Source organism: Microbacterium aurum (assembly GCF_016907815.1).
GTDB lineage: Bacteria > Actinomycetota > Actinomycetes > Actinomycetales > Microbacteriaceae > Microbacterium > Microbacterium aurum.
In genome coordinates, this window is the sequence record NZ_JAFBCQ010000001.1 from 2,996,455 (window position 1) to 3,023,162 (window position 26,708).

Consider the following 26,708-nt stretch of genomic DNA (forward strand, 5'->3'; position numbering starts at 1 on the left):
ACCTGGGATACCCTTGATGGATGTGTGCGTGAGGGCTCCTGGATGCCCCGTACGGACTGAACTTCATCGATGAAAGCAGGCGCAACCGTGTCCAGTCAGGTGACCGGCGTGGGTACTTCGAGCGACGGCGAATTCGGGGCCAACGAGTGGCTCGTCGCCGAGATGTACGACCAATTCGCGAAGGATCGCAACTCGGTCGACCAGGCTTGGTGGCCGGTGCTGGAGGCGTACGAGAAGACGCAACGGGATGCCGGCACGGCCCCCGCTCCGGCCGGTGAACCGCAGGCCCCGTCCGCGGCGCAGCCCGCGGCATCCGCCCCCGCCGCCCCCGCCCCAGCGGCCACGCCGGCCTCGGAGGCCCGCCCGCTGACCGCACCCATCCCCGTCGTCGGCGGCCCCCAGCCGGTCGCCCGCACCACGGCACGTCCGGCGGCCCCGCAGCCGGTGCCGGCGCAGGCGCCGAAGGACGAGCCCGCCCAGACCGCCGCCCGCGAAGACGTCGTCACGCCGCTGCGCGGCATGCCGAAGACCCTCGCGGCGAACATGGACGAGTCCCTCACTGTCCCCACCGCCACGAGTGTGCGCACCGTTCCGGCGAAGCTCATGATCGACAACCGGATCGTGATCAACAACCACATGTCCCGCACGCGGGGCGGCAAGGTCAGCTTCACGCACCTCATCGGATGGGCGCTCATCCAGGCGCTGAAAGTCTTCCCGAGCCAGAACGTCTCCTACGCCGAGATCGACGGCAAGCCCTCGGTGGTCGCACCCGCGCACATCAACCTCGGCATCGCGATCGACCTCCCGAAGCCCGACGGCACGCGCGCCCTCATGGTCCCGAGCATCAAGCAGGCCGAGTCGCTGACGTTCAGCGAGTACCTCTCCGCCTATGAGGACCTCGTCAAGCGCGCGCGGGGCAACAAGCTCACTGCGACCGACTTCCAGGGCACGACGATCTCGCTGACCAACCCCGGCGGCATCGGCACGGTCCACTCCGTGCCGCGCCTCATGAAGGGTCAGGGCTGCATCGTCGGCGCCGGCGCCCTCGAGTACCCCGCCGAATTCCAGGGCTCGAGCGAGAAGACGCTCGTCGAGCTCGCCATCGGCAAGACGATCACCCTCACGTCGACGTACGACCACCGCGTCATCCAGGGTGCCGGTTCCGGCGAGTTCCTCAAGATCGTGCACGAGCTGCTCATCGGCCAGCGCGGCTTCTACGAGGAGATCTTCGCGGCGCTGCGCATCCCGTACGCGCCGATCCACTGGTCCAGCGACATCAACGTCGACCTCGCCGAGCGCGTCGACAAGCAGTCCCGCGTCGTCGAGCTCATCAACTCCTACCGCGTGCGCGGCCACCTCATGGCCGACACCGACCCCCTCGAGTACGTGCAGCGCACGCACCCCGACCTCGAGATCGAGAACCACGGGCTGACGTTCTGGGACCTCGACCGCGAGTTCGTGACGGGCGGCTTCGGCGGCCGACGCACGATGAAGCTGCGCGACATCCTGGGCGTGCTGCGCGACTCGTACTGCCGCACGATCGGTGTCGAGTACATGCACATCCAGGACCCGACCCAGCGCAAGTGGTTCCAGGACAACGTCGAGGTCAAGTACCAGAAGCCGAGCCACGACGAGCAGCTGCGCATCCTCGACAAGCTGAACCAGGCCGAGGCGTTCGAGACCTTCCTGCAGACCAAGTACGTCGGCCAGAAGCGCTTCAGCCTCGAGGGCGGCGAGTCGCTCATTCCGCTGCTGGACGAGATCCTGCAGGGAGCGGCCGGCGCGGGCCTGGACGGCGCCGCGATCGGCATGGCCCACCGCGGGCGCCTCAACGTGCTGACGAACATCGCGGGCAAGACCTACAGCCAGATCTTCCGCGAGTTCGAGGGGTCCGTCGCGATCGGGTCGAAGTCGGGCTCCGGCGACGTCAAGTACCACCTCGGCACGGAGGGCACCTTCGTGTCGGATGCCGGGGAGGAGCTGCCGGTGTACCTGGCGGCCAACCCGTCGCACCTGGAGACGGTCGACGGCGTGCTGGAGGGCATCGTCCGCGCCAAGCAGGACCGGATGCCGATCGGCACGTACTCGTGGCTGCCGATCCTCGTCCACGGCGATGCGGCGTTCGCCGGTCAGGGCGTCGTGGTGGAGACCCTGCAGATGTCGCAGCTGCGCGGGTACCGCACCGGCGGCACCGTGCACGTCGTCGTCAACAACCAGGTCGGCTTCACGACCCTGCCGCAGGACGGCCGCACGTCGGTGTACGCCACCGACGTCGCCAAGACCATCCAGGCGCCCATCTTCCACGTCAACGGCGATGACCCCGAGGCCGTCGTCCGCGTCGCGGAACTGGCCGTCGCCTACCGCCAGCAGTTCCAGCGCGACGTCGTCATCGACCTCGTCTGCTACCGCCGCCGCGGTCACAACGAGGGCGACGACCCGTCGATGACGCAGCCGCTCATGACGAACCTGATCGAGGCCAAGCGCTCCGTCCGCCGCCTGTACACCGAGGCTCTCGTCGGTCGCGGGGACATCACCGAGGAGGAGTACGACAAGGCCAAGGCCGACTTCCAGAACCGCCTGGAGATCGCGTTCGCCGAGACGCACGCCGCCGAGACCGGAGCCACGGGCATCGTCTCCCCCGCCAGCGGCGAGATCGACCAGGCCGTGGGCGAGCCGGAGACGACCGGTGTCGCAGTGGAGGTCGTCCACCAGATCGGCGATGCGTTCGTCAACAAGCCCGACGGCTTCACGGTGCACTCCAAGCTCCAGCAGCTGCTGGAGAAGCGCCTCGACATGAGCCGCAACGGCCAGATCGACTGGGGCTTCGGCGAGCTGCTCGCGTTCGGCTCCGTGCTCATGGAGGGCACCAACGTGCGCCTGGCCGGTCAGGACGCCCGCCGCGGCACGTTCGTGCAGCGCCACGCGGTGCTCCACGACCGTCAGAACGGTCAGGAGTGGCTGCCGCTGGCGAACCTGTCGCAGAACCAGGGTCGCTTCTACGTCTACGACTCGCTGCTGAGCGAGTACGCGGCGATGGCGTTCGAGTACGGCTACTCCGTCGAGCGCCCCGACACCCTCACCCTCTGGGAGGCCCAGTTCGGCGACTTCGCCAACGGCGCCCAGTCGGTCATCGACGAGTACATCTCGGCCGCCGATCAGAAGTGGGGTCAGCAGTCGAGCGTCGTGCTGCTGCTGCCGCACGGCTACGAGGGGCAGGGTCCCGACCACTCCTCGGGCCGCATCGAGCGCTACCTGCAGATGTGCGCGCAGGACAACATGATCGTCGCGCGGCCGTCGACCCCGGCATCCTATTTCCACCTGCTGCGCCGTCAGGCCTACGCCCGCCCGCGCCGCCCGCTGATCGTCTTCACGCCGAAGGCGATGCTGCGCCTGCGCGGGGCGACGAGTCCCGTCGAGGCGTTCACGACGGGCCGGTTCGAGCCGGTGCTGGACGATGACCGCAGCATCGACAAGAGCGCCGTGACGCGTGTGCTCCTGCACTCCGGCAAGATCCACTGGGACCTCAAGGCCGAGCTGGACAAGAAGCCGAACCCGCAGATCGCGCTCGTGCGCCTGGAGCAGCTGTACCCGGCGCCGATCGACGAGCTGAACGCGGTCATCGACAGCTACCCGAACGCGGAGCTGGTGTGGGTGCAGGACGAGCCCGAGAACCAGGGCGCCTGGCCGTTCATCGCCCTCGAGGTCGTCAAGCACCTCCACGGCCGGACCATCCGCCGCGTCTCGCGTGCGGCGGCCGCGTCGACGGCCACCGGGTCGCCGAAGGTGCACGCCCGCGAGCAGGCCGAGATCATCGAGAAGGCGCTCACCGTCTGAGACGCGCACGACGACGGGTCGGATGCCGCGGCATCCGACCCGTCGTCGTCAGGACACGAGAGGCCGGCCCGTCCGGAAGGACGACATGGACGTCGTGCTCCTCACGAAGCCCGCCGCGCGCTCGGGCGCCCACACCGGCGCCGCGATGCGCGCCGCCGCTGCTGCGCACCGCGCTGGAGGTCGGCGCCGACGCCGTGGTCGTCGCCGGCCGGCTGCGGCTGCTGCGCCTGCTGCCGCGCGTGTACCGCGGGACGCACACCGCGATCGCCGAGGTCGAGACGCGGCGCCTGCGCGCCGTGGAGCTGTCCTCGCCCGGGGTCACGGCGTACGCCGACGGCGACCCGATCGGGGCGCTGCCGCTGCGGGTCGAGGTGGTGCCGGCGGCCCTCCGCGTGTTCGGCGCGTGACCGGGCCGGAGCCCGTCAGTGGTGGGTGGCCTGCTCGGCGCGCAGGCGTGAGAGCACCTGGTCGCGCAGCTCCTCGGGAGCCGTCTCCTTGCACGCGCGCGCGACGACGGCGGTGAGGGTCGTCGCGACGAGGGCCTCATCCCGGCAGGCCGGGCAGTTCTCCAGGTGCTCCCGGATGTCGGAGTGCTCCGTCTTGCAGACTTCGTTGCGGAGGTACTCCTCCAGATCCTTGCGCGCTTTGTCGCAGCCGCAGTCGTTCATTTCCTGCTCCTCGATGAAGATGCGGGGGCGGGCACCTCGATGCCGCGCTCTCGTGCGTAATCGGCCAGCAGGTCACGCAGCATCCGTCTGCCACGGTGCAGACGGCTCATGACCGTGCCGATGGGGGTTTTCATGATGTCCGCGATCTCCTGATACGCGAAGCCTTCGACGTCGGCGAGGTACACCGCGAGCCGGAAGTCCTCCGGGATGGACTGCAGCGCATCCTTGACGACGGATGCCGGCATGTGGTCGATCGCCTCGGCTTCGGCCGACCGGCTGCTCGTGGCCGTGGTCGACTCGGCACCGCCGAGCTGCCAGTCCTCGAGCTCATCGATCGTGCCCTGATAGGGCTCGCGCTGCTTCTTGCGGTACGTGTTGATGTACGTGTTGGTGAGGATGCGGTACAGCCACGCCTTGAGGTTGGTGCCCTGGGTGAACGACGCCCACGAGGCGAACGCCTTCACGAACGTCTCCTGCACGAGGTCGGCGGCGTCGGCCGGATTGCGGGTCATCCGCATGGCCGCGGCGTACAGCGGGTCCATGAAAGGCAGCGCCTGCTGCTCGAACTGCGTGCGCGGATCCTCGGTGGTCTGCGGTTCTGTGGCCGCCTGCTCTTCCATCAGGGCCCAGTCTACGTCGGCGGCATCCGCTCTAACCGGCGCGAGAGTCGCTGTCAACTGGGGCACCTTCTTTCTGCGGCGTCGGACGGGTTCGCTAGGGTAGAACCCGATGACTGCGACCGGGTATTCCCTCCCCCATCCGGCCTCGGATTCCGGATGGCCGGCACGGCCCGCCACCGGACCCGTCCAGGCCACCGTCAGCGTGCCGGGTTCGAAGTCACTGACGAACCGCAAGCTCGTCCTGGCGGCCCTCGCCGACGGCCCGAGCGTGCTGTCCTCGCCGCTGCACTCGGACGACTCGGCGCGCATGATCGGGGCGCTGCGCGCTCTCGGCGTCGAGATCGAGGAGGTCGCCGGCACCGGCCGGTTCGGCCCCGACCTGCACGTCGTCCCGCCGACGAGCTTCCGCGGCGACACCGTCGTGGACTGCGGCCAGGCCGGCACCGTCATGCGCTTCATCGCACCCCTGGCCGGCCTCGCGCACGGCGATGTCACGATCACCGCGCACGACAGCGCCCTGCACCGCCCGATGGGCGAGATGATCAAGGCGCTGCGCGAGATCGGCGCCGACATCGACGACGGCGGCACGTGGTCGCTGCCGTTCACCGTGCGCGGCCGCGGCCACATCCGCGGCGGCGAGGTGACGATCGACGCGAGCGGATCGAGCCAGTTCGTCTCCGGGCTGCTGCTGGCCGCTCCCCGCTTCGACGTCGGCCTGCACGTCATCCACTCCGGTGAGCGCCTGCCGTCGCTGCCGCACATCGACATGACGATCGAGACGCTCGGCCGCCGCGGCATCCAGGTCGAGCGCCCCGCCCCGAACGAGTGGCTCGTGCCCGCCGGCATTCCGCGGGGGCGGGATGCCGCGATCGAGCCCGACCTGTCGAATGCGGCGCCGTTCCTGGCGGCAGCCCTGCTGACGCAGGGGTCGGTGACGATCCCGGCGTGGCCGGCCAGCTCGACGCAGCCCGGCGCGCTGCTGCCGGAGATCCTGTCCCTCCTGGGTGCGAAGGTCTCCCGCCGCGGCGGGGCGCTGACGGTCGTCGGCGGCCCCCGCATCGCGGGCGTCGACCTCGACCTCACCGCCGCGAGCGAGCTCACCCCCACGCTGTTCGCCCTCGCGGCGTTCGCAGACGCGCCGACCACGCTGCACGGCATCGGGCACATCCGCGGTCACGAGACGAACCGTATCGACGCCCTCGTGACGAACCTCCGGGCGCTCGGCGGCGACGCCGAGGAGCTGCCCGACGGCATCCGGATCAACCCCCGTCCGCTGCGCGGCGGAGTGTGGCGCGCCTTCCACGACCACCGCATCGCCACTGCGGGAGCCCTCGTCGGGCTGCGGGTGCCGGGCGTGGAGGTCGACGACATCGGCACGACCGCCAAGACCATGCCGGAGTTCCCCGCGCTGTGGCACGACATGCTCGACGCCACCCCCGCGGAGTGAGCGGGTGAGATGAGCTGGCTGGACGACGTCGACGACGACGAGCCGGAGTTCGACGAGGCCGACGTGCGGGTGCGCCCGAACCCGAAGGCCAACCGCCCGCGCACGAAGCGCCGTCCCGCGCACGCCGACGCCCGCATCGCGCGCGTGATCGGCGTCGACCGCGGACGCTACACGGTGCTCGTGGACGAAGACGGCCCCGACGAGCACACCGTCCTCGCCTCACGGGCCCGCGAACTGCGGAAGCAGCCGATCGTCACGGGCGATCGCGCCCGCATCGTCGGCGACACGAGCGGGGAGATCGGCACCCTCGCGCGCATCGTGGGGATCGAAAAGCGCACGTCGCTGCTGCGGCGCAGCGCCGACGACACCGATCAGGTGGAGCGCGTCGTCGTCGCCAACGCCGACCAGATGCTCATCGTCGTCGCCGCCACCGACCCGGAGCCGCGACCCCGTCTGGTCGACCGGTACCTCATCGCGGCGCTGGATGCCGGCATTCATCCCCTCCTTGTCGTCACGAAGACCGACCTCGCCGACCCGAGCGGATTCCTCGCCCATTTCGAGGGTCTCGACGATCTGGAGGTGTTCACGAGCGGTCGCGGTCAGATGCCGGTCGCGGAGATCGGCGAGCGGCTGATCGGCCACGCCACGGTGTTCGTCGGCCATTCCGGCGTCGGTAAATCCACGCTCGTGAACGCTCTCGTGCCGAGCGCCGACCGGGCGACCGGCCACGTCAACGAGGTGACCGGCCGCGGCCGCCACACGTCGAGTTCGACGGTGTCGCTGCGCTATGTCGACCCCGCCGACCCGGCCGCCCGCGGCTGGGTCATCGACACCCCGGGCGTGCGCTCGTTCGGGCTGGGGCACGTCGACCCCGCCAACATCCTCAAAGCCTTCAGCGACCTGGCCGCGGTGGCCGAGGACTGCCCCCGCGGCTGCACGCACATGCCCGACGCCCCCGACTGCGCGATCGTCGAGGCGGTCGCCGAGGGGCGCCTCGGCGACCGCGGTGCGGCGCGTCTGGATTCCTTGCAGCGTCTGCTCGCCACCTTCGCCTGACCGGGCGCGCCCGCATCCGCGGGGAGCAGGATGCCACGCGAGCCGTACGCTGGAAGCATGCCCCGCCTCGAACCCGGACAGCCCGCGCCCGATTTCACCCTCGTGGACCAGGACGACCGCCCGGTCTCGCTGCACGACCTCCGCGGCGCACCCGCCATCCTCTTCTTCTACCCCGCGGCGATGACGCCGGGATGCACGACGGAGGCGTGCGACTTCCGCGACAGCCTCGCCCCGCTGCAGGCCGCCGGGTACGCCGTCGTCGGCATCTCCCGTGACGATCCCGCGAAGCTGCGCGCGTTCCGCGAGCGCGACGGGCTGACCTATCCGCTGCTCAGCGACCCCGACCACGCCGTCCACGAGGCGTACGGGGCGTGGGGCGAGAAGATGAACTACGGCAAGCTCGTCGAGGGCGCCATCCGCTCCACCGTGATCATCGATGCGGACGGCGTCGTCACCCACGCGCTGTACAACGTCAAGGCGACCGGGCACGTCGCCCGCATCCGCACGCTCCTCGGCGTCGGCTGACCGGCCCCGGTCCGCGCCGGTTCGGCCGCTACTCGGCGCGGCGGGCGGCCGCGCGGGCGGCGACGATGAGCAGCCCCAGCCCCGCGAGCGCGGGAACCGCGAGCGCGATGCCGACGGCGGGTGCCGCCGTCGGTCCGGTGAACGCGCCGAACGCCACGGCCAGCAGCAGCAGCTGGGCGACGATGCCCCCCGATCGTCCCCACGACCCGCCGCGGGCGACGGCGACGGCGAAGGCCGCCAGTGCGGCTGCCCCGATGGCCGTCAGCACGAGCAGGGCGACGGAGCTGCCGACGTCGTCGGTGTCGCCGGAGACGAGCGCGGTGACCTCCCACCCCGCCATCACGAGCAGGGCGATGGCCTGCAGGCCGAGGATGCCGGCGGCCTGACGCTCGGCGACGGTCGTCCTCACGGCGCTCCCCCTCGTCTCACGCGTCCGGCACGGGTGAAGCCGGCGTCGTGGAGGCGATCCACAGCAATTCCTAGAGGAAATGCCATGTTCACCCTTGATTCATCTGAATAGCCATGGGACCATGGATCTATTCGTGTGCTCCCACAGCGAAGTGGGGCGAGCAGAGCTCGCACACCCACCAGGGTAACGGACGCCCGGCGTCCGACCCGAACCCGAAACTTCTCATCCCGCATCAAGGAGCACCCCTATGGATTGGCGCGACAAAGCCGCCTGCCTCACTGTCGACCCCGAGCTGTTCTTCCCCGTCGGGAACACCGGGCCGGCGGTCGACCAGATCGAGAAGGCGAAGGCCGTCTGCGCCCGCTGCACGGTCACCGAGATCTGCCTGCAGTACGCCCTCGAGACCGGTCAGGACTCGGGCGTGTGGGGCGGTCTCTCCGAAGACGAGCGCCGCGCCCTCAAGCGTCGCGCCGCCCGCGCCCGCCGCGCGAGCTGACCCGCGCCGACCTCAGGCCCGCGTCCGATCGAGGTACCGCATCGGGATCTCGATCGTCACCTCGGTACCCGAACCGACGAGCGTGTGCCAGTCGATCGTGCCGCTGAGCTCGCCCTGGATGAGCGTGCGCACGATCTGGGTGCCGAGCCCCCTCCCGACCTGCCCTTCCGGCAGGCCGACGCCGGTGTCGCGCACCTTGACCCCCAGACGCTCCTCGGTGCGCTCGGCGATGATCTCGACCTCCCCCTCCTGATCGGCGAGGCCGTGCTCGACGGCGTTGGTGACGAGCTCGGTCAGCGCGAGGGCGAGAGGGGTGGCGTACTCGCTCGGCAGGGTGCCGAACGTGCCGGTCTTCGAGGTGCGCGCGCGGGTGTTCGGCGACGCGGCGACCTCGGCGACGAGCTTGAGCACCCGGTTGAACACGTCGTCGAAGTCGACGTTCTGCGCCAGGCCCTCCGACAGAGTGTCGTGCACGACGGCGATCGCCGAGACGCGGCGCATCGCGTGCGTGAGGGCGTCGCGCGCTTCGTCGGAGTGGGTGCGCCGTGACTGGATGCGCAGCAGCGACGCGACCGTCTGCAGGTTGTTCTTCACACGGTGGTGGATCTCGCGGATCGTCGCGTCCTTGGTGATGAGCTCCTGCTCCTGATGGCGGATCTCGGTGACGTCACGGCACAGCACGATCGCACCGATCCGGTGGCCGCGGTCCTTCAGCGGGATGGTCCGCAGCGACACCGTGACGCCCCGAGCCTCGATATCCGCACGCCACGGCGCGCGACCGGCCATGACGATGGGCAGCGATTCGTCGAAGTCGCGTCCCTTCGGCAGGATGCCGGTGGCGACCTCGAGCAGCGATTCGCCTTCGAGCTCGTCGTCGAACCCGAGCCGGTTGAACGCGGAGAGCGCGTTGGGGCTCGCGAAGGTCGTGATCCCGTCGACGTCCATCCGGATCAGGCCGTCCGACGCGCGGGGCGCGCCGCGGCGCGGCGAGGTCGGGGCTGCGAGGTCGGGGAAGTCGGCCGAGGCGACCATGCCGAACAGGTCGTCGGCGCAGTCGTTGAAGGTGATCTGCTGGCGCGAGGGCGTCCGCGCCTCGCCGAGGTTGGTGTGCCGGGTGAGCACGCCCACGACACGGGGCGGATGCTCGGCCGACCCCCGCTCCCGGACGATCGGCACGGCACGCACGCGCGTCGGGGTCTCCTCGAACCAGTCCGGCGAGGCGGAGTCGACGATCTCGGCGCGTGTGAACGCGTCGCGCACCTGCGTGCGCCACTGCGGGCGCACGAGGTCGCCGACGATGTCGCGGTAGAACAGGGTCGCCGCACCCGAGGGGCGCGTGTGGGCGACGGCGATGAATGAGTCGTCGGCCGTGGGCACCCAGATGACGATGTCGGCGAACGCGAGGTCGGCCAGCAGCTGCCCGTCGCCGGCGAGGCGGTGCAGCCACTCGACGTCGGCGTCGGTGGAACGGCCCTGGGCATAGACGAGGTCGCTGAGCGTGGACACGTCTTCCAGACTAGGTGAGCGGGCCTCAGGCCGTGCGCGCGGCACGACGGCCGCGGATGCCGCGCCGCGCCGTCTCCTGCCCCACCCGCGCCGACCGCGACATCCGCACCGGCACCGGCGGGTCCACGGCCTCGCCGACGAAGCGGCGCACCGCGCCCGACAGCGCGGAGCGGCCCGCGACGCGGGCGACCGGCTCGGCGGCGAGGATGGCGGCATCCGTCGCCTTCGGGTCCCACGGGGCGAACCAGATCTCGTCGAGCCCGATGTAGCGCTCGAGCGTGCGACGCAGCTGCCCGCGCGCATCGAGGCCCAGTGCGGCGGCGCGGGTCTTGTTGACGAGCACGCGCACCGGGGTCGCGCCGACGGCGGCGCGCAGATCGGCGTGGGCGCGCACGAACCGGGAGACCCCGACCGGGTCGCCGCTGACGACGGCCACGACGAGATCGGCGGCGGCCAGCGCCGCGTGCGTGGCGGCGTTGCGGCGCGGGCCGTCGAGGTCGCTGACGATCTCCTCGTCGCGTTCGAGCGACGCGGCGACGTCCACGACGATGTCGTCCACCCAGGCGCGGCAGTGGTCGAGCGCGGCACCCACCCGCGCGGCGGAGAGCTCGGGCCAGCGGCCGGGACGGTTCAGTCCCGTCAGCACCTCGATCTCGCCGAGCGGCACCGCGATGCGCGACAGCTCCGCCACGGTCAGCGTGCCCCGCTCGGCGCCGCGGCACGCCGCGGCGAACCCGGGTCCCTCGTCGGCGAGCCCGGTCAGCATCGCGATCGACGGGGCGTGCGCGTCCGCGTCGACGAGCGCGACGCGGCGTCCGTCGCGCGCCAGCTCGCACGCCAGCTCGATCGCGATCGTCGTGCGCCCGGGGGCTCCGGCCGGCCCCCACACCGTGAGGACGCGGCCCCGGGCGGGCGGTGTTTCGGGCGCCGGTACGGGTCGGACGACGGCCGCCGCCGCCTCGTCGGGATCTGCCGCCACGACGCCGAACATCTCCGCCAGGCGGCGCTCTGCCGCATCCGCGCAGACGGCGACGATCCGCACGCCGAAGCGATCGCAGGCCGTCACGAGCTGCGCGGTCAGGGCCTCCCGGGTCGCGGCGACGGCCAGCGCGTCGGAGCCGGCCAACTCCCCGAGCAGCTCGGCGGCGGCGCGGCCCGTCATCGCGTCGGCGGCGGCCGCAGCGGGGGCGGATGCCGCGACCACGAGCCGCACATCGACGTCCTCACGCCGCAGCCGCTCCGCCAGCCGGTCGCCGACCGAACCGTCGCACGCGACGATCACTCTCACGGCGTCGTCCCCGACGACGGCACGACCGAGAGGCTGGAGCCGTCGGCGACCGCCGCGAGCGCGGCGGCGACGTCGGCGCGGGAGATCACGAGCTCGACGGCCGTGCCCGCCGAGCCCATCATGCTCTCGTCGCGGTCGACCGACACGACGGTCGCCGATGCGACGAGGATGCGCGGGGTGTCGTAGACGCCGCGCTCGAGCTGCGGCGCAGCCCACACCTCGACCGTCGCGCCCGCAGCGACGACGGCCGGCACGGCAGTGGCGCTGCGGATCACGATCGTCGTCGTGCGCGCCTGCGCCGCGTCGCCGACGGCGTCTCGCGGCACCAGTTCGCCGGCGGCGACGGTGCGGGTCGCGACGGCGCCGGGGGTCAGGGTCGCCGGCGAGGCGTACGCGTCTTCGAGCGGACCGAGCGCGACTTCGACGACACGCAGGTCATCGGCATCCACCGCCTGCCCCGGCACGATGGTGCGCGCCGCGGCGAACACCGGCGCGGTCTGACGTGCGGCCGCGACCACGAACCAGACGCCCGCGATGGAGACGATCACCAGGGCGATGCCCAGGAGGAATCTCACGTCCGCCCAGAAGGCGCGCGGCCGCGGCCGCGCCGTGACGGGAAGCTCGCTCATGTCCTCATCGTCACCGATCGCGCGATCTCGCGCCGAGGTTATCCACAGCCTCGGCGTGGGCCGGACTGCCGTGATCGGGACGCACGCATAATGTCCTCATGCCCGAACCCACCGACTCCGGTGTGCGCCTGCTCGCCCCGTCGCAGGTCGCGGAGATGCTGCAGCTCCCCGTCGACGAGGTGATCGCGCTGGTGCTCGATGGGCGCCTGCGCGGCGCCAGGATCGGCACGCCCGCCCGGTGGCGCATCGAAGCCGACAGCCTGGCCGGGTATCTCGACGATCAGGCGGAGGAGGCGCGGCGGATCGCGCTGTGGCGGGAGTCCAACGCGGCGAGCTTCCCCGAGCTGTGGGGGCGGGGCGCGGTCCGCAACCCGGACTGAGGTCCGCTCCGCGGCCGCAGTCAGGGCAGATCGAGCGGCGCGTCCAGGGCGACGGCGGCGATCGCCTCGAACGGCACGACGCGGAACCCGGTGACGGCGCCGGATCGGCGCGGCTGCCCGGCGTCGTGCAGGGCGAGATCGAGGTGGTCGGCACCGGCCCGGTCGATCGTGCCGTGGAGCACCCTGCCCGTGGTCAGCCGCACCGTCACCCCGACGCGGCGGCGCACGACGTCGCGGAGCACGAATCCGAGCCCCATGCGCTGACCGAGCGTGTCGCCGGCGGCGGCGTCACGGACGCTCCCCAGCATGTCCTCGACGGGCAGGGCGAGCGCCTGAACCGCGGCGAGCGGGACGATCCACAGGGGCCGCACGGCGAGGCGCCGCTCCCCGTCGCCGTGCGCGGCGCCGGTGAGCCCGAACCAGTCCGCCCCGACCCGCGAGACACGGCCGTCGAGCACCGATCCGTCCGCGAGTTCGCATGACACCGGCCGCGCCGACCCTGCCGCGGCGATCGCGACGAGCCGCTCGCGCAGCCGCACCCGAGACAGCCGCAGCCGCTCGGACTCGGTGTCCAGCGCGGCGCGCTCGGCCTCCCATTCGGAGTCGAGCTGGTCTTCCAGGTCTTCGAAGAATCGATCCCAGCGCACGAGGGGAGCGTACGCGGATGCCGACGGAGCCGCCCGTTCTGTCCACAGGCGCTCTGTCCACAGGTTGGAGGATTCTCATCCCACGGCCTCGGCCGCTGTGCTGTACTCATGCCACCGTCACCCATCCCGCTCCCCATCCGGTACAACGACAGGAGGTTCGGCTCATGGCCCCTCCCCCCGGCGGTGCCCCCGGCGCCGCATCCCGCTACGGTTCGGCGCTGGACGTCGCCGAGTACTTCGCCCCGCAGCGCACCTCGACCGATGCGCTGCCCGCCCCCGAGCCGCTGCTGAAGAACCTCACGATCGGCGTCCTCGAGGTGCTCGCCGGCGTCCGCGAGGTCGACCAGCTGGCGCGCTGGCTCGGCGAGGATGCCTTCCGCGCGCTGGTGACCCGCGCCAACCTCTCCGCCCGCGCCCGCAACGCGCGGGGGGTCACCCCGGCACGCCCGGCGTACCGCATCCTGTCCACCCACACCACCTCCCCCGCCGACGGCGTCGTGGAGGGCGTCGTCATCACGGCAGGACCCGCCCGCACCCGCGCGGTGGCGGTGCGGCTGGAGGGCTGGGACGGCCGCTGGCGGGCGACCTCGCTGGGCCTGCTGTGAGCCTCGCCCGCTACTGGCGGTAAGAGGCGAGGAAGTTCCCGAGCCGTTCCACGGCCTCGGTGAGCACCCGGGCTTCGGGCAGCGTGACGATGCGGAAGTGATCGGGGGTCGGCCAGTTGAACCCGGTGCCCTGCACGAGCAGGACGTGCTCGGCGACCAGGAAGTCATAGACGAACTTGGCGTCGTCGCGGATGTCGTGGACCTCGGGATCCAGCCGCGGGAACGCGTACAGGGCTCCGCGTGGCTTGTGACACGTGACGCCGGGGATGGCGGTGAGGGCCTTCCACGCGGCATCCCGCTGCTCGTGGAGCCTGCCCGTCGGGGCGATGAGCGCGTCGATGGACTGCACACCCGACAGCGCCGCCTGTACCGCGTGCTGGGCGGGGACGTTGGGGCACAGCCGCGTCGAGGCCAGCAGCTGGATGCCCTCGAGGAACCCGGCGGCGTGCTTCTTGGGGCCGGTGATCACGAGCCAGCCCGACCGGTACCCGGCGACGCGGTACGTCTTCGACAGCCCGTTGAAGGTGAGGCACAGCAGGTCGGGCGCGAGCGTCGCGAGCGGAATGTGCACGGCGTCGTCGAACAGGATGCGGTCGTAGATCTCGTCGGACAGCAGCAGCAGCGAATGCTCGCGCGCGATCTGCACGATCCCCTCCAGCACCTCGCGGGAGTACACCGCACCGGTGGGGTTGTTGGGGTTGATGACCACGATCGCCTTCGTCGAGGGGGTGATCTTCGACCGGATGTCTTCGAGGTCGGGCTGCCAGTCGTTGTCGTTGTCACAGCGGTAGTGCACCGGCGTGCCGCCGGCGAGGCTCGTCATGGCGGTCCACAGCGGGTAGTCCGGCGACGGGATCAGCACTTCGTCGCCGGTGTCCAGCAGCGCCTGCATCGTCATCGTGATGAGCTCGGAGACGCCGTTGCCGAGGTACACGTCGTCGGGGTCGAACTTCGGGAAGCCGGTGATCTCCTCGTAGCGCGACACGACGGCGCGGCGCGCGGACATGATGCCGCGGCTGTCGCTGTAGCCGTGCGCGTGCGGGATCGCCTCGATCATGTCGCGGACGATCTGGTACGGGGCTTCGAACCCGAAGATCGCCGGGTTGCCCGTGTTGAGCTTGAGGATGCGGTGCCCGTCGGCCTCGAGCCGGTCAGCCTCCACCAGTGCGGCTCCACGGATCTCGTAGAGGACGTCCTTGAGTTTGGATGACTGGTCGAGGATGCGGGGACTCATCGCATCAGGATATGCCCGTGGCATTGCCGCCCCGTTCTGAGGCCGCATGCCAATCGCCCCGCCGTGGCCCGCGACCCACAGCGCGACGGACGCAGGCGCCTCTTCGCTGCTGCGTAGACAATTGTCTACCCGCTTACGGAGTGAGCGGCGCCGAGGTCATGGCGCGACTGAGACAGCTCGATCTCGATCCGCACCTGATGGCCGACCTGGCCGCTGCGCGCGACGAGCCCGGGCGTGATCTGTGGGGATGAACGAGCGCGCACTGCTCGACAGGTCGACGGTCATCGCGCTGTTCCGGGAGGAGTGCGCGTTCACCGTCTCCTCGTTCGACCGGGTCGCCGTGAGCAGTCTGACGTATGCAGAGCTGCGCCTCGGGATCTCGATGGCGCGGTCCGCCGACGTCGCGGGAGCGCGGATGGCCGCGCTCGAAGAGCTCCAGCGGGTGTTCGGCGTCGGCATCCCCTTCGACGACCGCGCTGCCGAGTGGTACGCAGAATCACAAGTCGCGTCGAATCGACCGGAGGCGACACGTAGAACTCCGCGTCGGCTACTTCTTGCGGTCGGCGGCGCGGCGCTGGGCGCGGTTCTGCGGAGCGGCGGCGGGGGCGGATGCCGCGGCATCCGTCTTCTGACCGAACGCGCCGCGGGGCGCCTCGGCTGCGGGCTGCTCCTGCGGGGCGACGGCCGCGGCCGCCTGCTGGCGCACCTTGGAAGTCGCGGCCTGCTGCACCTGGCCGCGGTCGTTGCGCACCTCGACCTGACCGTCGGCACCGGCGGCGGTGTACTGCAGCTTCTGCGCCTCCACGGGAGGCGCCTGCAGCCCCTTGGCCTCGACCTGGCCGTCGCCGGTGGCGCGCACCTCGACGTCGAGGTTGTAGAGGAAGCCGACCGACTCCTCCTTGATCTGGCCCATCATCGCCTGGAACATCTGGTAGCCCTCGCGCTGATACTCGATCAGCGGGTCGCGCTGCGCCATCGCGCGCAGGCCAATGCCGTCCTTCAGATAGTCCATCTCGTAGAGGTGGTCGCGCCAGCGGCGGTCGAGCACCTGCAGCACGACGCGGCGCTCCAGTTCACGCATCGCCGGCGAGCCGAGCTTCTCCTCCCGCGCGGCGTAGGCGATCTTGGCGTCGGAGAGGATCTCGCGCTTGAGCACCTCGGCCGTCACCCGGCCCTTGCTGCCACTCTCGGCGACGACCTCGTCGATCGTGACCGACACGGGGTAGAGGGTCTTCAGCTCGGTCCACAGCGCGTCGAAGTCCCAGCTCTCGGCGTGACCGCTGGAGGTGTGGTCGTCGATGATCGCGCCGATCGCGTCCTCGATGAAGTGGTGCACGCGCTCGGACAGGTCGTCGCCTTCGAGCATGTGGCGGCGGTCGGCGTAGATCGCCTCGCGCTGCCGGTTGAGGACGTCGTCGTACTTCAGGACGTTCTTGCGGATCTCGGCGTTGCGCGCCTCGACCTGGCTCTGCGCGCTCTTGATGGCGCGGGAGACCATCGTGGACTCGATCGCGACATCGTCCGGGAAGTTCGTGCGCGCGAGGATCGCCTCGGCCGCGCCGGACTGGAACAGGCGCATGAGATCGTCGGTCAGCGACAGGTAGAAGCGGCTCTCACCGGGGTCGCCCTGTCGTCCCGAGCGGCCGCGCAGCTGGTTGTCGATGCGGCGGGACTCGTGGCGCTCGGTGCCGAGCACGTACAGGCCGCCGGCCTCGACGACCTTCGTGGCCTCTTCGGCGACCGTGTCGCGCATGGCCGTGTACACGGCATCCCACTCCGACTCATACTCCTCCGGCGTCTCGACCGGGTCGAGGCCCTTCGCCTTGAGCTCCTGCACGGCGAGGAACTCGGCGTTGCCGCCGAGCATGATGTCGGTACCGCGGCCGGCCATGTTCGTGGCGACCGTGACGGCCCCGAGACGCCCGGCGCGGGCGACGATCTCCGCCTCGCGGGCGTGGTTCTTGGCGTTGAGGACCTCGTGCTTGATGCCCTTCTTCGCCAGCAGGCGCGAGAGGTACTCGCTCTTCTCGACGCTGACGGTGCCGACGAGCACGGGCTGGCCGGTCTCGTGGCGGCGCGCGATGTCCTCGACGACCTGCGCGAACTTGGCCTGCTCGTTCTTGTAGACGAGGTCGGGCTGGTCCTTGCGGATCATCGGCTTGTTCGTCGGGATCGGGACGACGCCGAGCTTGTACGTCGACATGAACTCGGCCGCCTCGGTTTCGGCGGTACCGGTCATGCCGGCGAGCTTGTCGTACAGGCGGAAGTAGTTCTGCAGGGTGACCGTCGCGAGGGTCTGGTTCTCGGCCTTGACGGGCACGTTCTCCTTGGCCTCGATGGCCTGGTGGATCCCCTCGTTGTAGCGGCGTCCCACGAGGATGCGGCCGGTGTGCTCGTCGACGATCATGACCTCGTCGTTCATGACGACGTAGTCGGTGTCGCGCTTGAAGAGGGCGAGCGCCTTGATGGAGTTGTTGAGGAAGGAGATGAGCGGGGTGTTGGCCGACTCGTAGAGGTTGTCGATGCCGAGGTAGTCCTCGACCTTCTCGATGCCGGGCTCCAGCACGCCGATCGTGCGCTTCTTCTCGTCGACCTCGTAGTCCACGCCCGCCTCGAGGGTCTTCGCGATCTTCGCGAACTCCACGAACCAGCGGTTGGCCTCGCCCGAGGAGGGGCCCGAGATGATGAGCGGCGTGCGGGCCTCGTCGATGAGGATCGAGTCGACCTCGTCGACGATGGCGAAGAAGTGGCCGCGCTGGACGAGGTCCTGCTTCTGCCAGGCCATGTTGTCGCGCAGGTAGTCGAAGCCGAACTCGTTGTTCGTGCCGTAGGTGATGTCGGCGTTGTACTGCTCGCGGCGCACCTCGGGGGTCTGACCCGCGATGATGGTGCCGGTCGTCATGCCGAGCGCGCGGTACACGCGGCCCATGAGCTCGGACTGGTAGCTCGCGAGGAAGTCGTTGACGGTGATGACGTGCACGCCCTTGCCGGCGATCGCGTTGAGGTAGACCGCGAACGTCGCCGTCAGGGTCTTGCCCTCACCGGTCTTCATCTCCGCGATGTTGCCGAGGTGCAGGGCCGCGCCGCCCATGATCTGCACGTCGTAGGGGCGCTGGCCGAGCGTGCGCTTGGCGGCCTCGCGGACGGCGGCGAACGCCTCCGGCATGAGCTTGTCGAGCGACTCCCCCGCCTCGTGGCGGGCACGCAGCTCGGCGGTCTCGCCGCGCAGTTCCTCGTCGGTGAGCTGCGCGTAGTCCTCTTCGAGGGCGTTCACGGCCTTCACGACCTGCTGGAGGCGCCGGAGGATGCGTCCTTCGCCGGCGCGGAGCAGTTTCTCGAGGGGGTTGGCCACGGAGGATCTCCATCTGTCGGATGCGGGCGACGTCGGGTGCCGCCCGGTACCGGGCGCGACGGCGCACGGCATACCTCGTCATGTTACCCGGCTGTGACTTTCCTTGGCTGACCCGCACCTGGACGCGGGTCGCGCCGGCCCTGCCGCCCAGTGCGGCGGTCGCGGTGAATCGGCTGTGCACCCGGCATCCGTACCGCAGCGGCCGTCGCTGCCGCGCATAGGATCGGGATATGGCTGGATTCTGGGGTGCCCGCAAGCAGGAACGCGCACAGCGCGACGCGGCGGATGCCGAGCTCGGCCGTCGTGCCGATGCCGCCCTCGTCGCGGCCGACGAGCGGCTGCGCACGACCGCCGACGAGCTGCTGTTCGCCGAGCTGGAACTCGGCAGGGACGCCACCCGCGACCTGCGCGACGCGCTCGATGCCGTGCGCACTCACCTCGGCGAGGCGTTCACGCTGAACCAGCTCAACCACGACCACATCCCCGACACCCCGGAAGAGCTGCGCACCCGCAACGCGCGGATCATCCAGCTGTGCGACTGGGCCGAGGACCTTCTCGACGATCGGCTGCAGGCCCTCGCCGAGCCGGTCGCCCGCGCGCGGCGGGCGCCGGAGATCATCGAGGGGATCCGAGCCGAGGTCGCCCGCGGCACCGATCGCGTGCCCCGCGCCGAGGCGACGCTGCAGCGACTGCAGGCGCGCTACTCCCCCGAGGCCCTGCACAAGATCGCCGGCAACCCGCGCGAGGCGGCGCAGCTGCTGGAGTTCGCCGCACACGGCGCGGACGTCTCCACCGCCCGGCGCGAGTCGGGGCAGCGCGAGCAGGCGAACCTGGCGTTGGAGACCGCGATCGAGGCGGTGCGTCGTGCCACGACCCTGCTCGACGCCGTCGACGCGTTCGAGGTGGAGGCGCTGCGCGCCGAGTCCACGCTCGACGCGATCGTGGAGGACTCCCGCGGCGACCTGGTCGCGGCGAAGGATCTGCTGCACGTGCCGGCCGTGACCGCGGCGATGGCGACCCTCGACCGCGAGCTGTCGCAGCTGACGCCGGCCGGCAAGAAGCCCGACCCGTTCACCGAGCTGACCCGCCTGCGCGAGGCGAACGCGGCGCTGGACGCCGCCGTCGCGAAGGCCCGGGCACGCGCGGCCAACCCGCCGCCGCCCGAGGCGCACGTGCGTCACGCGATCGACGACGCCGACCGACAGCTGGGTGTCGCCCGCAGCGTGATCTCCGGCCACCGCGGCTGGATCGGCGCCGACGCCCGCACCCGGCTCGCCGAGGCCGAGCGCATCCGTCTCGAGCTGTCGACGCTGACCGGTCAGCCCATCGCCGAGGACGATCGGGAACAGGCGCTGGCCGATGCCCGCCGCTGCGGGCAGCTGGCGGCCGAGGCGCTGCAGCTCGCGCAGCGCGACATCGACTCCTCGCGCCCCAACGACGACAACTGGGGCGGCCCCGGTCAGGGCGGCTGGGGCGGCGGACGCCGCGGCGCGGGCGGCGACGTCGTCGGCGGCATCCTCGGCGGCCTCGTCATCGGCTCGATCCTCGACGGCATCTTCGACTGAGCATTCGCGCGCCGCGGCCGTGGGCGCACCCCGCGGTCCGTCGGATTCCGAGGAGATGTCGGCAACAGCGGGGCGGATGCCGGGATTCGGTCCTCGGCATCCGCCCTTCTCCTCGTTAACCGTCGCGATCGTGGGGCGCAGCGGATCGGGCACGTCGACACTGCTGAACATCCGCGGGATGCTGGACCTGCCGTCGTCGGGCGAGGTGGACTTCCGCGGCAATCCGGTGCTCCGTGACCACGGCAAGCGGATGCGCCGCGGCGCCCTCGACCGCCTGCGCGGGCGCGAGGTCGGATTCGTGTTCCAGTTCTGACCCGGGCGCTGCGGTTGTGACCCGGGCGCGCGAAGGCCCCGCATCCGACGAGGCGGATGCGGGGCCTTCGCGCGTGCTCAGGAGGCGAGTTCCTCCTGCACCGGCGGGGCGCTCGCGGTCAGCGAGATGACGCCGTAGTCCCAGCCCTTGCGGCGGTAGACCACACTGGGGTGGTCGGTGCGGGCGTCGATGAACAGGAAGAAGTCGTGGCCGACCAGCTCCATGCGGTCGACGGCCTCCTCGACGGTCATCCACTCCGCGTCGAAGGCCTTCGTGCGGATGACGACGGGCGTGTAGTCCTCGTCCGCCTCGTCACCGGCGATGACCGGCACGGCGCCGGTCGCAACAGCGCGCAGCACGTCCGCGGATGCCGGCTGCACATCGATCCCGGCGAGCGAGCCGCTGCCCTTGTCGAGCTTCGCTCCGCGGGGGTGGTTGCGGGAGTCGACGCGCTTCTCCTTCGCGCGCCGCAGCTGTTCGGCGAGCTTGTCCACGGCGAGGTCGAGCGCGGTGAACTTGTCGCCGTCGGTAGCCTCGGCCCGCACCAGCGGGCCCTTCCCCGTGACGGTGAGCTCGACGGTCTCCTCTTCGCGGCTGCCGTTGTGGTAGGCGCGATGCGTGACCTTGACGTCGAGGCGCTGCGCCCGCGGCGCGAGCGTTCCGATCCGGACGGACTTCTCCTCGGTGACGGTGCGGAACCGATCGGAGATGCTCACTCCGACGCCGACGATGCTGGTTTCCATCCTTGACCTCCTTGTTCCGGTCCGCCCGGTCAAGGGCGGACCCTGAGTTCGCCTTGGTCTGTCCCACGCTATCCGGGCGCACGGCCGGTGTCACGTAGGAATCACTGGGAGTAATCCGGTGCGGGTGGTCGATGCCACCGTCGCCGCCCCGAGCACCCGTGCCCCGCCCGCCCGCAGAGCGCGGGCCGCCTCGACGAGGGTCGCCCCCGTCGTGACGACGTCGTCGACGACGATGACCGCCGCGCCGGCGGCGCCGCGGGCGCGCATGCTTCCGGAGACGTTCGCGGCACGTTCGGTGCGACCGAGCAGCCGCTGATCGGCGGTGGGCGCGTGCACCCGCAGCATCCGCGCCGCCGGCAGCCCCGCCCGCCGCGCGAGGAGCTCGGCGATGTGGTGTCCGCGGCGCCGGTACGCCGCGCGCGAGGACGGCACGGGCACGAAGACGACGTCGTCGGATGCTGCGGTCAGCGCCGCCGCCGCGGAGACCGCGAGCGCGGCACCCAGGGGCCCGGCGAGGGCGGTCCGCCCCTCCTCCTTGAAGGCCCGGATCGCGCGCGCCGCGACGCCCGAGAACTCGACGGCGGCGTGCACCCGCAGCCCGCCGTGGAGCGTGCGCGGCGGGCCGGGCGCCGCCGCCTCGGCCGCCAGCGTCCGCCGGCACTCGCCGCACAGCACAACGTCCGGCGCGTCGCAGCCGGCGCACCAGACGGGCAGCAGCAGCGACAGCGCGCCGCTGAGCGCACCGCGCACGGATTCGGGGAGGGTCGGCATCCCTCCACTCTGGCCCGGCGACGGCGGCCGTGACGGGGCGCACGGCCGATCTGTGGACACCGCGCGAACCGAGGCGCCTGGGGAGAGGGCGGTGAGCGGATCAGCCGCTCGTGCGGGTCAGCCGCCCGTGCGGGTCACCGCGGAGAGCCCTGCTGCACGGCGAGCACCTCGATGCCGGACGCGAGGTGCTGCCAGTTCGCGCCGCGCTGTGCGTACAGCTCGCCGTCAGCCGCCCGCACCCGCACGCCGGACGGCAGGCCGCCGGCCACGGTGGTCGCGCCCGCCGGCCCGCGCGACGCTTCGCCGAACGCGCCGATCTCGTGCGTATACAGCACCGCCTCGGCGTCGTCGGACTCGAGGACCGCGAGCGTCCCGGCATCCAGCCAGGCCAGCGCGGTCGGCGCACCGGCGAGCGTCGCCAGCACCTTGGGGGCGCCGAGGGCGGTCGGAGCGTGGTCGCGATCGCGCAGGATGCCGGCGACCCACAGCGCGTACCGGCTGCCGTCCCGGACGACGGCGGCGATGCGCGTGCCGTCGCGCGACACCCGCTGCGCGACGATCTGCACCGCCCCCGGCCAGGCGCCGGCGATCGCCGACTGCGCCCCGGTCTCGGAGTATGCGAAGACGGCGGTGGGGCTCGCGGCGGGCACGCTCCATACGAACCCGAACGGGTCGATCGAGGGCGCCACGAGTCCCGTGCGCCGGTCCAGCGTCGCGATCGCGTCATCGGCGCCCACCATGAGCACGGCGCCGGCGGCGTCGCGGACGGCGGCGGTCGTGCGGTCGGCGTTCACCTCGATGTCGGTGGCGTCGACCGTGAGCATCGCCTCCGACAGCCCCGCGATCGGCTCGATCGACGTGCCCGATCCGGCGGAGCTGCCGCTGGCGAAACCGAAGGCGTCCGCGGTGCGCACGAGCGGCCGGGAGTCGACGGTGGTGGGGCGCCACGGCACCGTCTCCGCCGGCAGCGTCTGGGCGTCGACGACCATGTCGACTCCCTGGATGCCGGCGGTCGCGAGGCTCCTCGTCAATTGCGTCTGCATGCGGTTCAGCACCGTCTGGTCGAGTCCCCGGGCGCCCTCCTCCAGGCTCACCCTGGCGACGTTGTCGGCATCGACCGGCACCGCCGCCAGCGCCAGGCGTGCGTCGTCCGTGAAGGCCGTCGAGACGGCGCCCTCCAGCCACGGGCTGGGCGAGCCGTTGACGAGCGCCTGCGCGATGCTGGTCGCGGCGTTCACACGGGGGAACCACCGGTCGTCGGGGACGAGGTAGGTCCAGGTGGAGTCGAAGTACATCAGCGAGTACATCTTGAACACCGTCTTGAACCGGGTCTCGTCCAAGACGATGCCGTTCGGCGCCTGGGTGATCCGCCACTGTCCGTCGTCCTGCTGGGCGAGCGTGAAGTCGAGCGGGATCTCGCTGCTGTCGGCGGTGAGGAGCTCGCCGGCGGCATCCACCGTGGCGATCGGCGTCACGGTGAGCTGGAACTGGCTCTCGGAGATCTCCTCGATCCGCCGCTGCCCGGGGCTGTAGACGGTGACGCCGGACGGCTTCCACTGGTCGCGGAACTCGGGCGCCAGGAACTCCCGCGCCGTCGCCCAGTTCGCGCCGGGGCCGGGGCCGGAGCCGGCGGCGATGAAGCCTTCCACGACCTGTTGCGGGGTGGCGTCGTCGACCGGTCCCTTCGGGATGAAGACGACATCGCCCGACGCGCCGTCGTCACTGATGACGACGCCGGCGTTGACGGGCCCGGAGGTCGGAAGGCCGGCGCACGCCGTCAGGACGGCGGCGGCGAGTGCCGTCGCGGCGGCGGCGGCCAGAGCGCGCAGGCGCATCATCGGCGGTCCCCCTTCTCGAAGACGGCGATGGGCTGCGTGAGACCGAGGTCGTCGAGCGACACCCCGTCGTCGCCCGGGTCCACCGGGATCGGCGACGACCCGCCCAGCTGCTGCCCGTGCCGCGGCAGGGTCAACACGAAGTGGGTGCCGCGACCGAGCTCGCTCCACACTGCCAGAGTTCCGCCGTGCAGGTGCGCGTCGCCGAGGGCGATCGACAGGCCGAGGCCCGTGCCGCCGATCGTGCGCTTGCGCGAGGGGTCGGCCCGCCAGAACCGGTCGAAGACGCGCTCGGAGTCGGCCGCACTCATGCCGAGCCCGTAGTCGCGCACGCCGATCGCGACGGCGTGCTGATCGCTGTCGACGGTGACGACGATGGGCCGCCCCTCACCGTGCTCGATCGCGTTGCCGAGGAGGTTGCGGACCACGCGCCGCACACGCCGGGGGTCCATCTCCACCGGCGAGTAGCCGCCGGGGGCGACGAGGCGCACGTCCGTGCCGTGCTGCTCGGCGAGCTGCTGCATCGAGGCGATGACATCTTCGGCGAGGTGCGCCAGACTGGTCGGCTCGTACTCCAGCTGCACCGAGCCCGCGTCGTACCGGCTGATCTCGAGGAGGTCGGTCAGCAGGGTCTCGAACCGCTGCACCTGCGCGTGCAGCAGCTCCGCGGCGCGCGCCGTGGTGGGGTCGAAGCTCTCGCGCTGGTCGTTGAGCATGTCGCTGGCCAGGCGGATCGTCGTGAGCGGCGTCCGGAGCTCATGCGAGACGTCGGAGACGAACCGCTGCTGCACGAGCGAGAGCTCAGCCAGTTCTTTGATCTGCGACTCGATGCTGTCGGCCATCGCGTTGAAGGAGCGCCCCAGCGTCGCGAACTCGTCCTCGCCGCGGACGGGAAGGCGCACGCCGAGGTCGCCCGCCGCGAGGGTCGCACTGGTGTGCGCCGCCTCGGCGACCGGCACCGTGACCGAGCGCAGCACGACCCACGAGATCGCGGCGATCAGCAGCACAAGGCCCGCACCGACGAGCCACAGGGTCACCTGCACGAACTGCAGGGTCTGCTGCTCCGCGGCGAGGTCGTAGGCGAAGTAGAACTCGTACGCGCCGACCTCGGGAAACTCCACCTGCTGGCCGATGACGACACCCGGGACCGCACCGCCGCCGGGGCCCGGCAGCGCGATCGACTGCCACCACCGCTGCTCGCCATCGCGCTGCACCGCCGCGCGCAGCCCGGGGGTGATCAGGCCCGCGATCTCACCGCGCTGCACGTCCTGCGGGGCGATCGCCGAGGGGGCTCCCGAGACGCGGAACCCGGCGATGAGGTCGGTGCCCGCCTGCCGCGACATCGCGTCGACGGCGTTGTCGTACAGCGTCTGCAGCGCCACCGCGTCGCCTTCGACCTGCGCGGCGTTCAGCGTGCGCTGCGTCGCCTCGGTCGCCCGCTGCACCGATCCTTGCACCTGCTGCACGCGCGACTCGAACAGGTCGTTCTGGATCGCGAGAGCCATCGCGACGAACGCGACGAGGATCGCCAGCGCCGTCGCGCCGAGCGTGATGGCGAGGGTGCGGAACCGCAGCGACCGGCGCCAGGCGTAGCGCACGCGCTGCGGCCACGCGCGCCAGTCGCGCCATCCGGTCAGGGTCGGCACGCTCGCCGTCGTCGGCGTCATGACGCCTCGATCACACCACCGCGCCGGCGCGGTAGCCGACACCGCGCACCGTCATGACGATCTTCGGGTTGTCGGGGTCGATCTCGACCTTCGCGCGCAGGCGCTGCACGTGCACGTTCACCAGGCGCGTGTCGGCCTTGTAGTGGTAGCCCCAGACCTGCTCGAGCAGCATCTCGCGGGAGAACACCTGCTGGGGTTTGCTCGCCAGCGCGACGAGCAGCTCGAACTCCAGCGGAGTCAGCGCGATGACCTCGCTGCCGCGACGCACCTCATGGGCGGCGACGTCGACGACGACGTCGCCGATGCGCAGGTTGCCGCTCTCCGGCTCGGCGCTCGGGCGCAGCCGCGTGCGGATGCGCGCCACGAGCTCCTTGGGGTTGAAGGGCTTGACGATGTAGTCGTCGGCGCCGGATTCCAGGCCACGGACGACATCGGCGGTGTCGGTGCGAGCCGTCAGCATGATGATCGGCACGCCCGACTCGGCGCGGATGCGGGTGCAGATCTCGATGCCGTCGACCCCCGGCAGCATGAGGTCCAGCAGCACGAGGTCGGGGCGCTGGGCGCGCCAGACGTCGACGGCCGCGGCGCCGTCGGCGCAGAACACGGGTTCGAAGCCCTCGGTGCGCAGCACGATGCCGATCATCTCGGCGAGCGCGGTGTCGTCGTCGACAACGAGGATGCGGGAAGTCATGTGGCCTGATTCGTCCTTCGGGTCGGCCGGATGCCGTCGTCACGGCAGGGCGCAGGAACACAGTATCGGACCCGTCTGGGACCGGGCCGCACGTCGCGGCGGCGGACACGCGCGATGCGCCGTCGACCGCCACGAAGCTCGCCGCCGAGGCGGCGGGCACCTTCCTCCTCGTCTTCGGCGGCGTCGGCACGGCGCTGTTCGCAGCGAACAACGGCCTCGCCGAGAACGGCTTCCCGGTACACGTCGGTGAACCCGGCCCGTTCGCTCGCGGCCGCGATCTACGGCGGCCCCGACGCCCTCGCGCAGCTGTGGGTGTTCCTCGTGTTCCCGATCGTCGGCGGCCTGCTCGCGGGCTTCGTGCACCGCGCCCTGTTCGACGCGAAGCCGGCGCGCTGACCGCCGCGCCCGCACGACAGCGACCCCGCCT

At 71.4% G+C, this 26,708-nt stretch carries 25 protein-coding genes; 11 read left to right on the top strand and 14 right to left on the bottom strand.

Annotated features, from left to right (window positions below; genetic code table 11):
• The first annotated feature begins 87 nt into the window (after positions 1-87).
• Together JOD60_RS14760 and JOD60_RS14765 are read left to right on the top strand one after the other, a co-directional pair.
• A complete protein-coding gene (locus JOD60_RS14760) occupies positions 88-3,834 on the top strand; it encodes a multifunctional oxoglutarate decarboxylase/oxoglutarate dehydrogenase thiamine pyrophosphate-binding subunit/dihydrolipoyllysine-residue succinyltransferase subunit (RefSeq protein WP_084202031.1) in 3,747 nt (1,248 codons plus the stop codon).
• A gap of 194 nt (positions 3,835-4,028) precedes the next feature.
• Positions 4,029-4,241 (top strand): hypothetical protein, encoded by a 213-nt coding sequence (locus tag JOD60_RS14765; protein WP_232321631.1) that lies wholly within the window; start codon positions 4,029-4,031, stop codon positions 4,239-4,241.
• Between the two features lie 15 nt (positions 4,242-4,256).
• Here the strand turns inward: JOD60_RS14765 and JOD60_RS14770 are convergent, their stop codons facing one another.
• Together JOD60_RS14770 and JOD60_RS14775 are read right to left on the bottom strand one after the other, a co-directional pair.
• Complete coding sequence (locus JOD60_RS14770; protein ID WP_076691378.1) at positions 4,257-4,502, bottom strand: zf-HC2 domain-containing protein; 246 nt, start codon at positions 4,500-4,502, stop codon at positions 4,257-4,259.
• Positions 4,499-5,122, bottom strand: coding sequence for a sigma-70 family RNA polymerase sigma factor (locus JOD60_RS14775; RefSeq protein WP_198159061.1), 624 nt, complete (start codon positions 5,120-5,122; stop codon positions 4,499-4,501). Before JOD60_RS14775 ends, JOD60_RS14770 begins: the two co-directional genes overlap by 4 nt.
• A gap of 109 nt (positions 5,123-5,231) precedes the next feature.
• Between JOD60_RS14775 and aroA the strand changes: the two genes are divergently transcribed.
• The 3 genes from aroA to bcp are packed head-to-tail and all read left to right on the top strand — an operon-like array spanning position 5,232 to position 8,150.
• On the top strand, positions 5,232-6,569 hold the full coding sequence (aroA, locus tag JOD60_RS14780; protein WP_076691380.1) for a 3-phosphoshikimate 1-carboxyvinyltransferase: 1,338 nt from the start codon (positions 5,232-5,234) through the stop codon (positions 6,567-6,569).
• 9 nt (positions 6,570-6,578) lie between these two features.
• Positions 6,579-7,625, top strand: coding sequence for a ribosome small subunit-dependent GTPase A (rsgA, locus tag JOD60_RS14785; RefSeq protein ID WP_076691381.1), 1,047 nt, complete (start codon positions 6,579-6,581; stop codon positions 7,623-7,625).
• Positions 7,626-7,682: 57 nt separating this feature from the next.
• Positions 7,683-8,150 carry a thioredoxin-dependent thiol peroxidase gene (gene bcp, locus JOD60_RS14790; RefSeq protein ID WP_076691382.1) on the top strand — a complete coding sequence of 156 codons (468 nt, stop codon included), beginning with the start codon at positions 7,683-7,685 and terminating at the stop codon, positions 8,148-8,150.
• Between the two features lie 28 nt (positions 8,151-8,178).
• Here bcp and JOD60_RS14795 read toward each other — a convergent pair whose 3' ends face one another.
• Positions 8,179-8,559 carry a histidine kinase gene (locus JOD60_RS14795; RefSeq protein ID WP_076691383.1) on the bottom strand — a complete coding sequence of 127 codons (381 nt, stop codon included), beginning with the start codon at positions 8,557-8,559 and terminating at the stop codon, positions 8,179-8,181.
• Between the two features lie 247 nt (positions 8,560-8,806).
• On the opposite strand from JOD60_RS14795, the gene JOD60_RS14800 reads away from it, so the two are divergent.
• Positions 8,807-9,055, top strand: coding sequence for a WhiB family transcriptional regulator (locus JOD60_RS14800; RefSeq protein WP_039397845.1), 249 nt, complete (start codon positions 8,807-8,809; stop codon positions 9,053-9,055).
• Between the two features lie 12 nt (positions 9,056-9,067).
• On the opposite strand, the gene JOD60_RS14805 is transcribed toward JOD60_RS14800, so the two are convergent.
• The 3 genes from JOD60_RS14805 to JOD60_RS14815 are packed head-to-tail and all read right to left on the bottom strand — an operon-like array spanning position 9,068 to position 12,478.
• Positions 9,068-10,561, bottom strand: a complete 1,494-nt coding sequence (locus JOD60_RS14805; protein WP_076691384.1) for a sensor histidine kinase — start codon at positions 10,559-10,561, stop codon at positions 9,068-9,070.
• 25 nt (positions 10,562-10,586) lie between these two features.
• Positions 10,587-11,849 (bottom strand): CpaE/TadZ family protein, encoded by a 1,263-nt coding sequence (locus JOD60_RS14810; protein WP_084202032.1) that lies wholly within the window; start codon positions 11,847-11,849, stop codon positions 10,587-10,589.
• Entirely contained in the window at positions 11,846-12,478 is a 633-nt protein-coding gene (locus tag JOD60_RS14815; RefSeq protein WP_076691385.1) for an SAF domain-containing protein, read from the bottom strand. The genes JOD60_RS14810 and JOD60_RS14815 overlap by 4 nt, the downstream gene beginning before the upstream one ends.
• Before the next feature lie 98 nt (positions 12,479-12,576).
• Between JOD60_RS14815 and JOD60_RS14820 the strand changes: the two genes are divergently transcribed.
• On the top strand, positions 12,577-12,858 hold the full coding sequence (locus JOD60_RS14820) for a helix-turn-helix domain-containing protein (protein ID WP_076691386.1): 282 nt from the start codon (positions 12,577-12,579) through the stop codon (positions 12,856-12,858).
• 20 nt (positions 12,859-12,878) lie between these two features.
• Here the strand turns inward: JOD60_RS14820 and JOD60_RS14825 are convergent, their stop codons facing one another.
• Positions 12,879-13,505 (bottom strand): hypothetical protein, encoded by a 627-nt coding sequence (locus JOD60_RS14825; RefSeq protein ID WP_076691387.1) that lies wholly within the window; start codon positions 13,503-13,505, stop codon positions 12,879-12,881.
• Positions 13,506-13,669: 164 nt separating this feature from the next.
• On the opposite strand from JOD60_RS14825, the gene JOD60_RS14830 reads away from it, so the two are divergent.
• Entirely contained in the window at positions 13,670-14,110 is a 441-nt protein-coding gene (locus JOD60_RS14830; protein ID WP_076691388.1) for an Rv3235 family protein, read from the top strand.
• Between the two features lie 10 nt (positions 14,111-14,120).
• Here JOD60_RS14830 and JOD60_RS14835 read toward each other — a convergent pair whose 3' ends face one another.
• Both JOD60_RS14835 and secA read right to left on the bottom strand, forming a co-directional pair.
• The gene (locus JOD60_RS14835) at positions 14,121-15,344 is read right to left on the bottom strand and encodes a pyridoxal phosphate-dependent aminotransferase (RefSeq protein WP_076691389.1); all 1,224 of its coding nucleotides are present in this window, start codon (positions 15,342-15,344) and stop codon (positions 14,121-14,123) included.
• Between the two features lie 547 nt (positions 15,345-15,891).
• Positions 15,892-18,696, bottom strand: coding sequence for a preprotein translocase subunit SecA (secA, locus tag JOD60_RS14840; RefSeq protein WP_076691390.1), 2,805 nt, complete (start codon positions 18,694-18,696; stop codon positions 15,892-15,894).
• 230 nt (positions 18,697-18,926) lie between these two features.
• Between secA and JOD60_RS14845 the strand changes: the two genes are divergently transcribed.
• On the top strand, positions 18,927-20,261 hold the full coding sequence (locus tag JOD60_RS14845) for a hypothetical protein (RefSeq protein WP_076691391.1): 1,335 nt from the start codon (positions 18,927-18,929) through the stop codon (positions 20,259-20,261).
• A 55-nt stretch (positions 20,262-20,316) separates the two neighbouring features.
• Positions 20,317-20,574 carry an ATP-binding cassette domain-containing protein gene (locus JOD60_RS17065; RefSeq protein ID WP_157127960.1) on the top strand — a complete coding sequence of 86 codons (258 nt, stop codon included), beginning with the start codon at positions 20,317-20,319 and terminating at the stop codon, positions 20,572-20,574.
• 77 nt (positions 20,575-20,651) lie between these two features.
• On the opposite strand, the gene hpf is transcribed toward JOD60_RS17065, so the two are convergent.
• From hpf to mtrA, 5 genes are all read right to left on the bottom strand, one after another.
• A complete protein-coding gene (gene hpf / locus JOD60_RS14855) occupies positions 20,652-21,317 on the bottom strand; it encodes a ribosome hibernation-promoting factor, HPF/YfiA family (RefSeq protein WP_076691392.1) in 666 nt (221 codons plus the stop codon).
• Positions 21,318-21,407: 90 nt separating this feature from the next.
• Entirely contained in the window at positions 21,408-22,088 is a 681-nt protein-coding gene (locus JOD60_RS14860) for a ComF family protein (protein WP_076691393.1), read from the bottom strand.
• 134 nt (positions 22,089-22,222) lie between these two features.
• On the bottom strand, positions 22,223-23,926 hold the full coding sequence (locus tag JOD60_RS14865) for an LpqB family beta-propeller domain-containing protein (protein ID WP_076691394.1): 1,704 nt from the start codon (positions 23,924-23,926) through the stop codon (positions 22,223-22,225).
• Positions 23,923-25,590, bottom strand: coding sequence for an MtrAB system histidine kinase MtrB (gene mtrB / locus JOD60_RS14870; RefSeq protein WP_076691395.1), 1,668 nt, complete (start codon positions 25,588-25,590; stop codon positions 23,923-23,925). The genes JOD60_RS14865 and mtrB overlap by 4 nt, the downstream gene beginning before the upstream one ends.
• 10 nt (positions 25,591-25,600) lie before the next feature.
• Positions 25,601-26,281, bottom strand: a complete 681-nt coding sequence (gene mtrA / locus JOD60_RS14875) for an MtrAB system response regulator MtrA (protein WP_076691396.1) — start codon at positions 26,279-26,281, stop codon at positions 25,601-25,603.
• Positions 26,282-26,527: 246 nt separating this feature from the next.
• Between mtrA and JOD60_RS16850 the strand changes: the two genes are divergently transcribed.
• On the top strand, positions 26,528-26,677 hold the full coding sequence (locus JOD60_RS16850; protein ID WP_338039508.1) for an aquaporin: 150 nt from the start codon (positions 26,528-26,530) through the stop codon (positions 26,675-26,677).
• Positions 26,678-26,708 lie beyond the last annotated feature (31 nt).

Coding starts and splice junctions, on each gene's coding strand:
- JOD60_RS14770 (WP_076691378.1), bottom strand. CDS start 4,502: ATGAACGACTGCGGCTGCGACAAAGCGCGCAAGGATCTGGAGGAGTAC.
- JOD60_RS14775 (WP_198159061.1), bottom strand. CDS start 5,122: ATGGAAGAGCAGGCGGCCACAGAACCGCAGACCACCGAGGATCCGCGC.
- aroA (WP_076691380.1), top strand. CDS start 5,232: ATGACTGCGACCGGGTATTCCCTCCCCCATCCGGCCTCGGATTCCGGA.
- rsgA (WP_076691381.1), top strand. CDS start 6,579: ATGAGCTGGCTGGACGACGTCGACGACGACGAGCCGGAGTTCGACGAG.
- bcp (WP_076691382.1), top strand. CDS start 7,683: ATGCCCCGCCTCGAACCCGGACAGCCCGCGCCCGATTTCACCCTCGTG.
- JOD60_RS14800 (WP_039397845.1), top strand. CDS start 8,807: ATGGATTGGCGCGACAAAGCCGCCTGCCTCACTGTCGACCCCGAGCTG.
- JOD60_RS14815 (WP_076691385.1), bottom strand. CDS start 12,478: ATGAGCGAGCTTCCCGTCACGGCGCGGCCGCGGCCGCGCGCCTTCTGG.
- JOD60_RS14820 (WP_076691386.1), top strand. CDS start 12,577: ATGCCCGAACCCACCGACTCCGGTGTGCGCCTGCTCGCCCCGTCGCAG.
- JOD60_RS14830 (WP_076691388.1), top strand. CDS start 13,670: ATGGCCCCTCCCCCCGGCGGTGCCCCCGGCGCCGCATCCCGCTACGGT.
- JOD60_RS14835 (WP_076691389.1), bottom strand. CDS start 15,344: ATGAGTCCCCGCATCCTCGACCAGTCATCCAAACTCAAGGACGTCCTC.
- JOD60_RS14845 (WP_076691391.1), top strand. CDS start 18,927: ATGGCTGGATTCTGGGGTGCCCGCAAGCAGGAACGCGCACAGCGCGAC.
- JOD60_RS17065 (WP_157127960.1), top strand. CDS start 20,317: ATGTCGGCAACAGCGGGGCGGATGCCGGGATTCGGTCCTCGGCATCCG.
- hpf (WP_076691392.1), bottom strand. CDS start 21,317: ATGGAAACCAGCATCGTCGGCGTCGGAGTGAGCATCTCCGATCGGTTC.
- JOD60_RS14860 (WP_076691393.1), bottom strand. CDS start 22,088: ATGCCGACCCTCCCCGAATCCGTGCGCGGTGCGCTCAGCGGCGCGCTG.
- JOD60_RS14865 (WP_076691394.1), bottom strand. CDS start 23,926: ATGATGCGCCTGCGCGCTCTGGCCGCCGCCGCCGCGACGGCACTCGCC.
- mtrB (WP_076691395.1), bottom strand. CDS start 25,590: ATGACGCCGACGACGGCGAGCGTGCCGACCCTGACCGGATGGCGCGAC.
- mtrA (WP_076691396.1), bottom strand. CDS start 26,281: ATGACTTCCCGCATCCTCGTTGTCGACGACGACACCGCGCTCGCCGAG.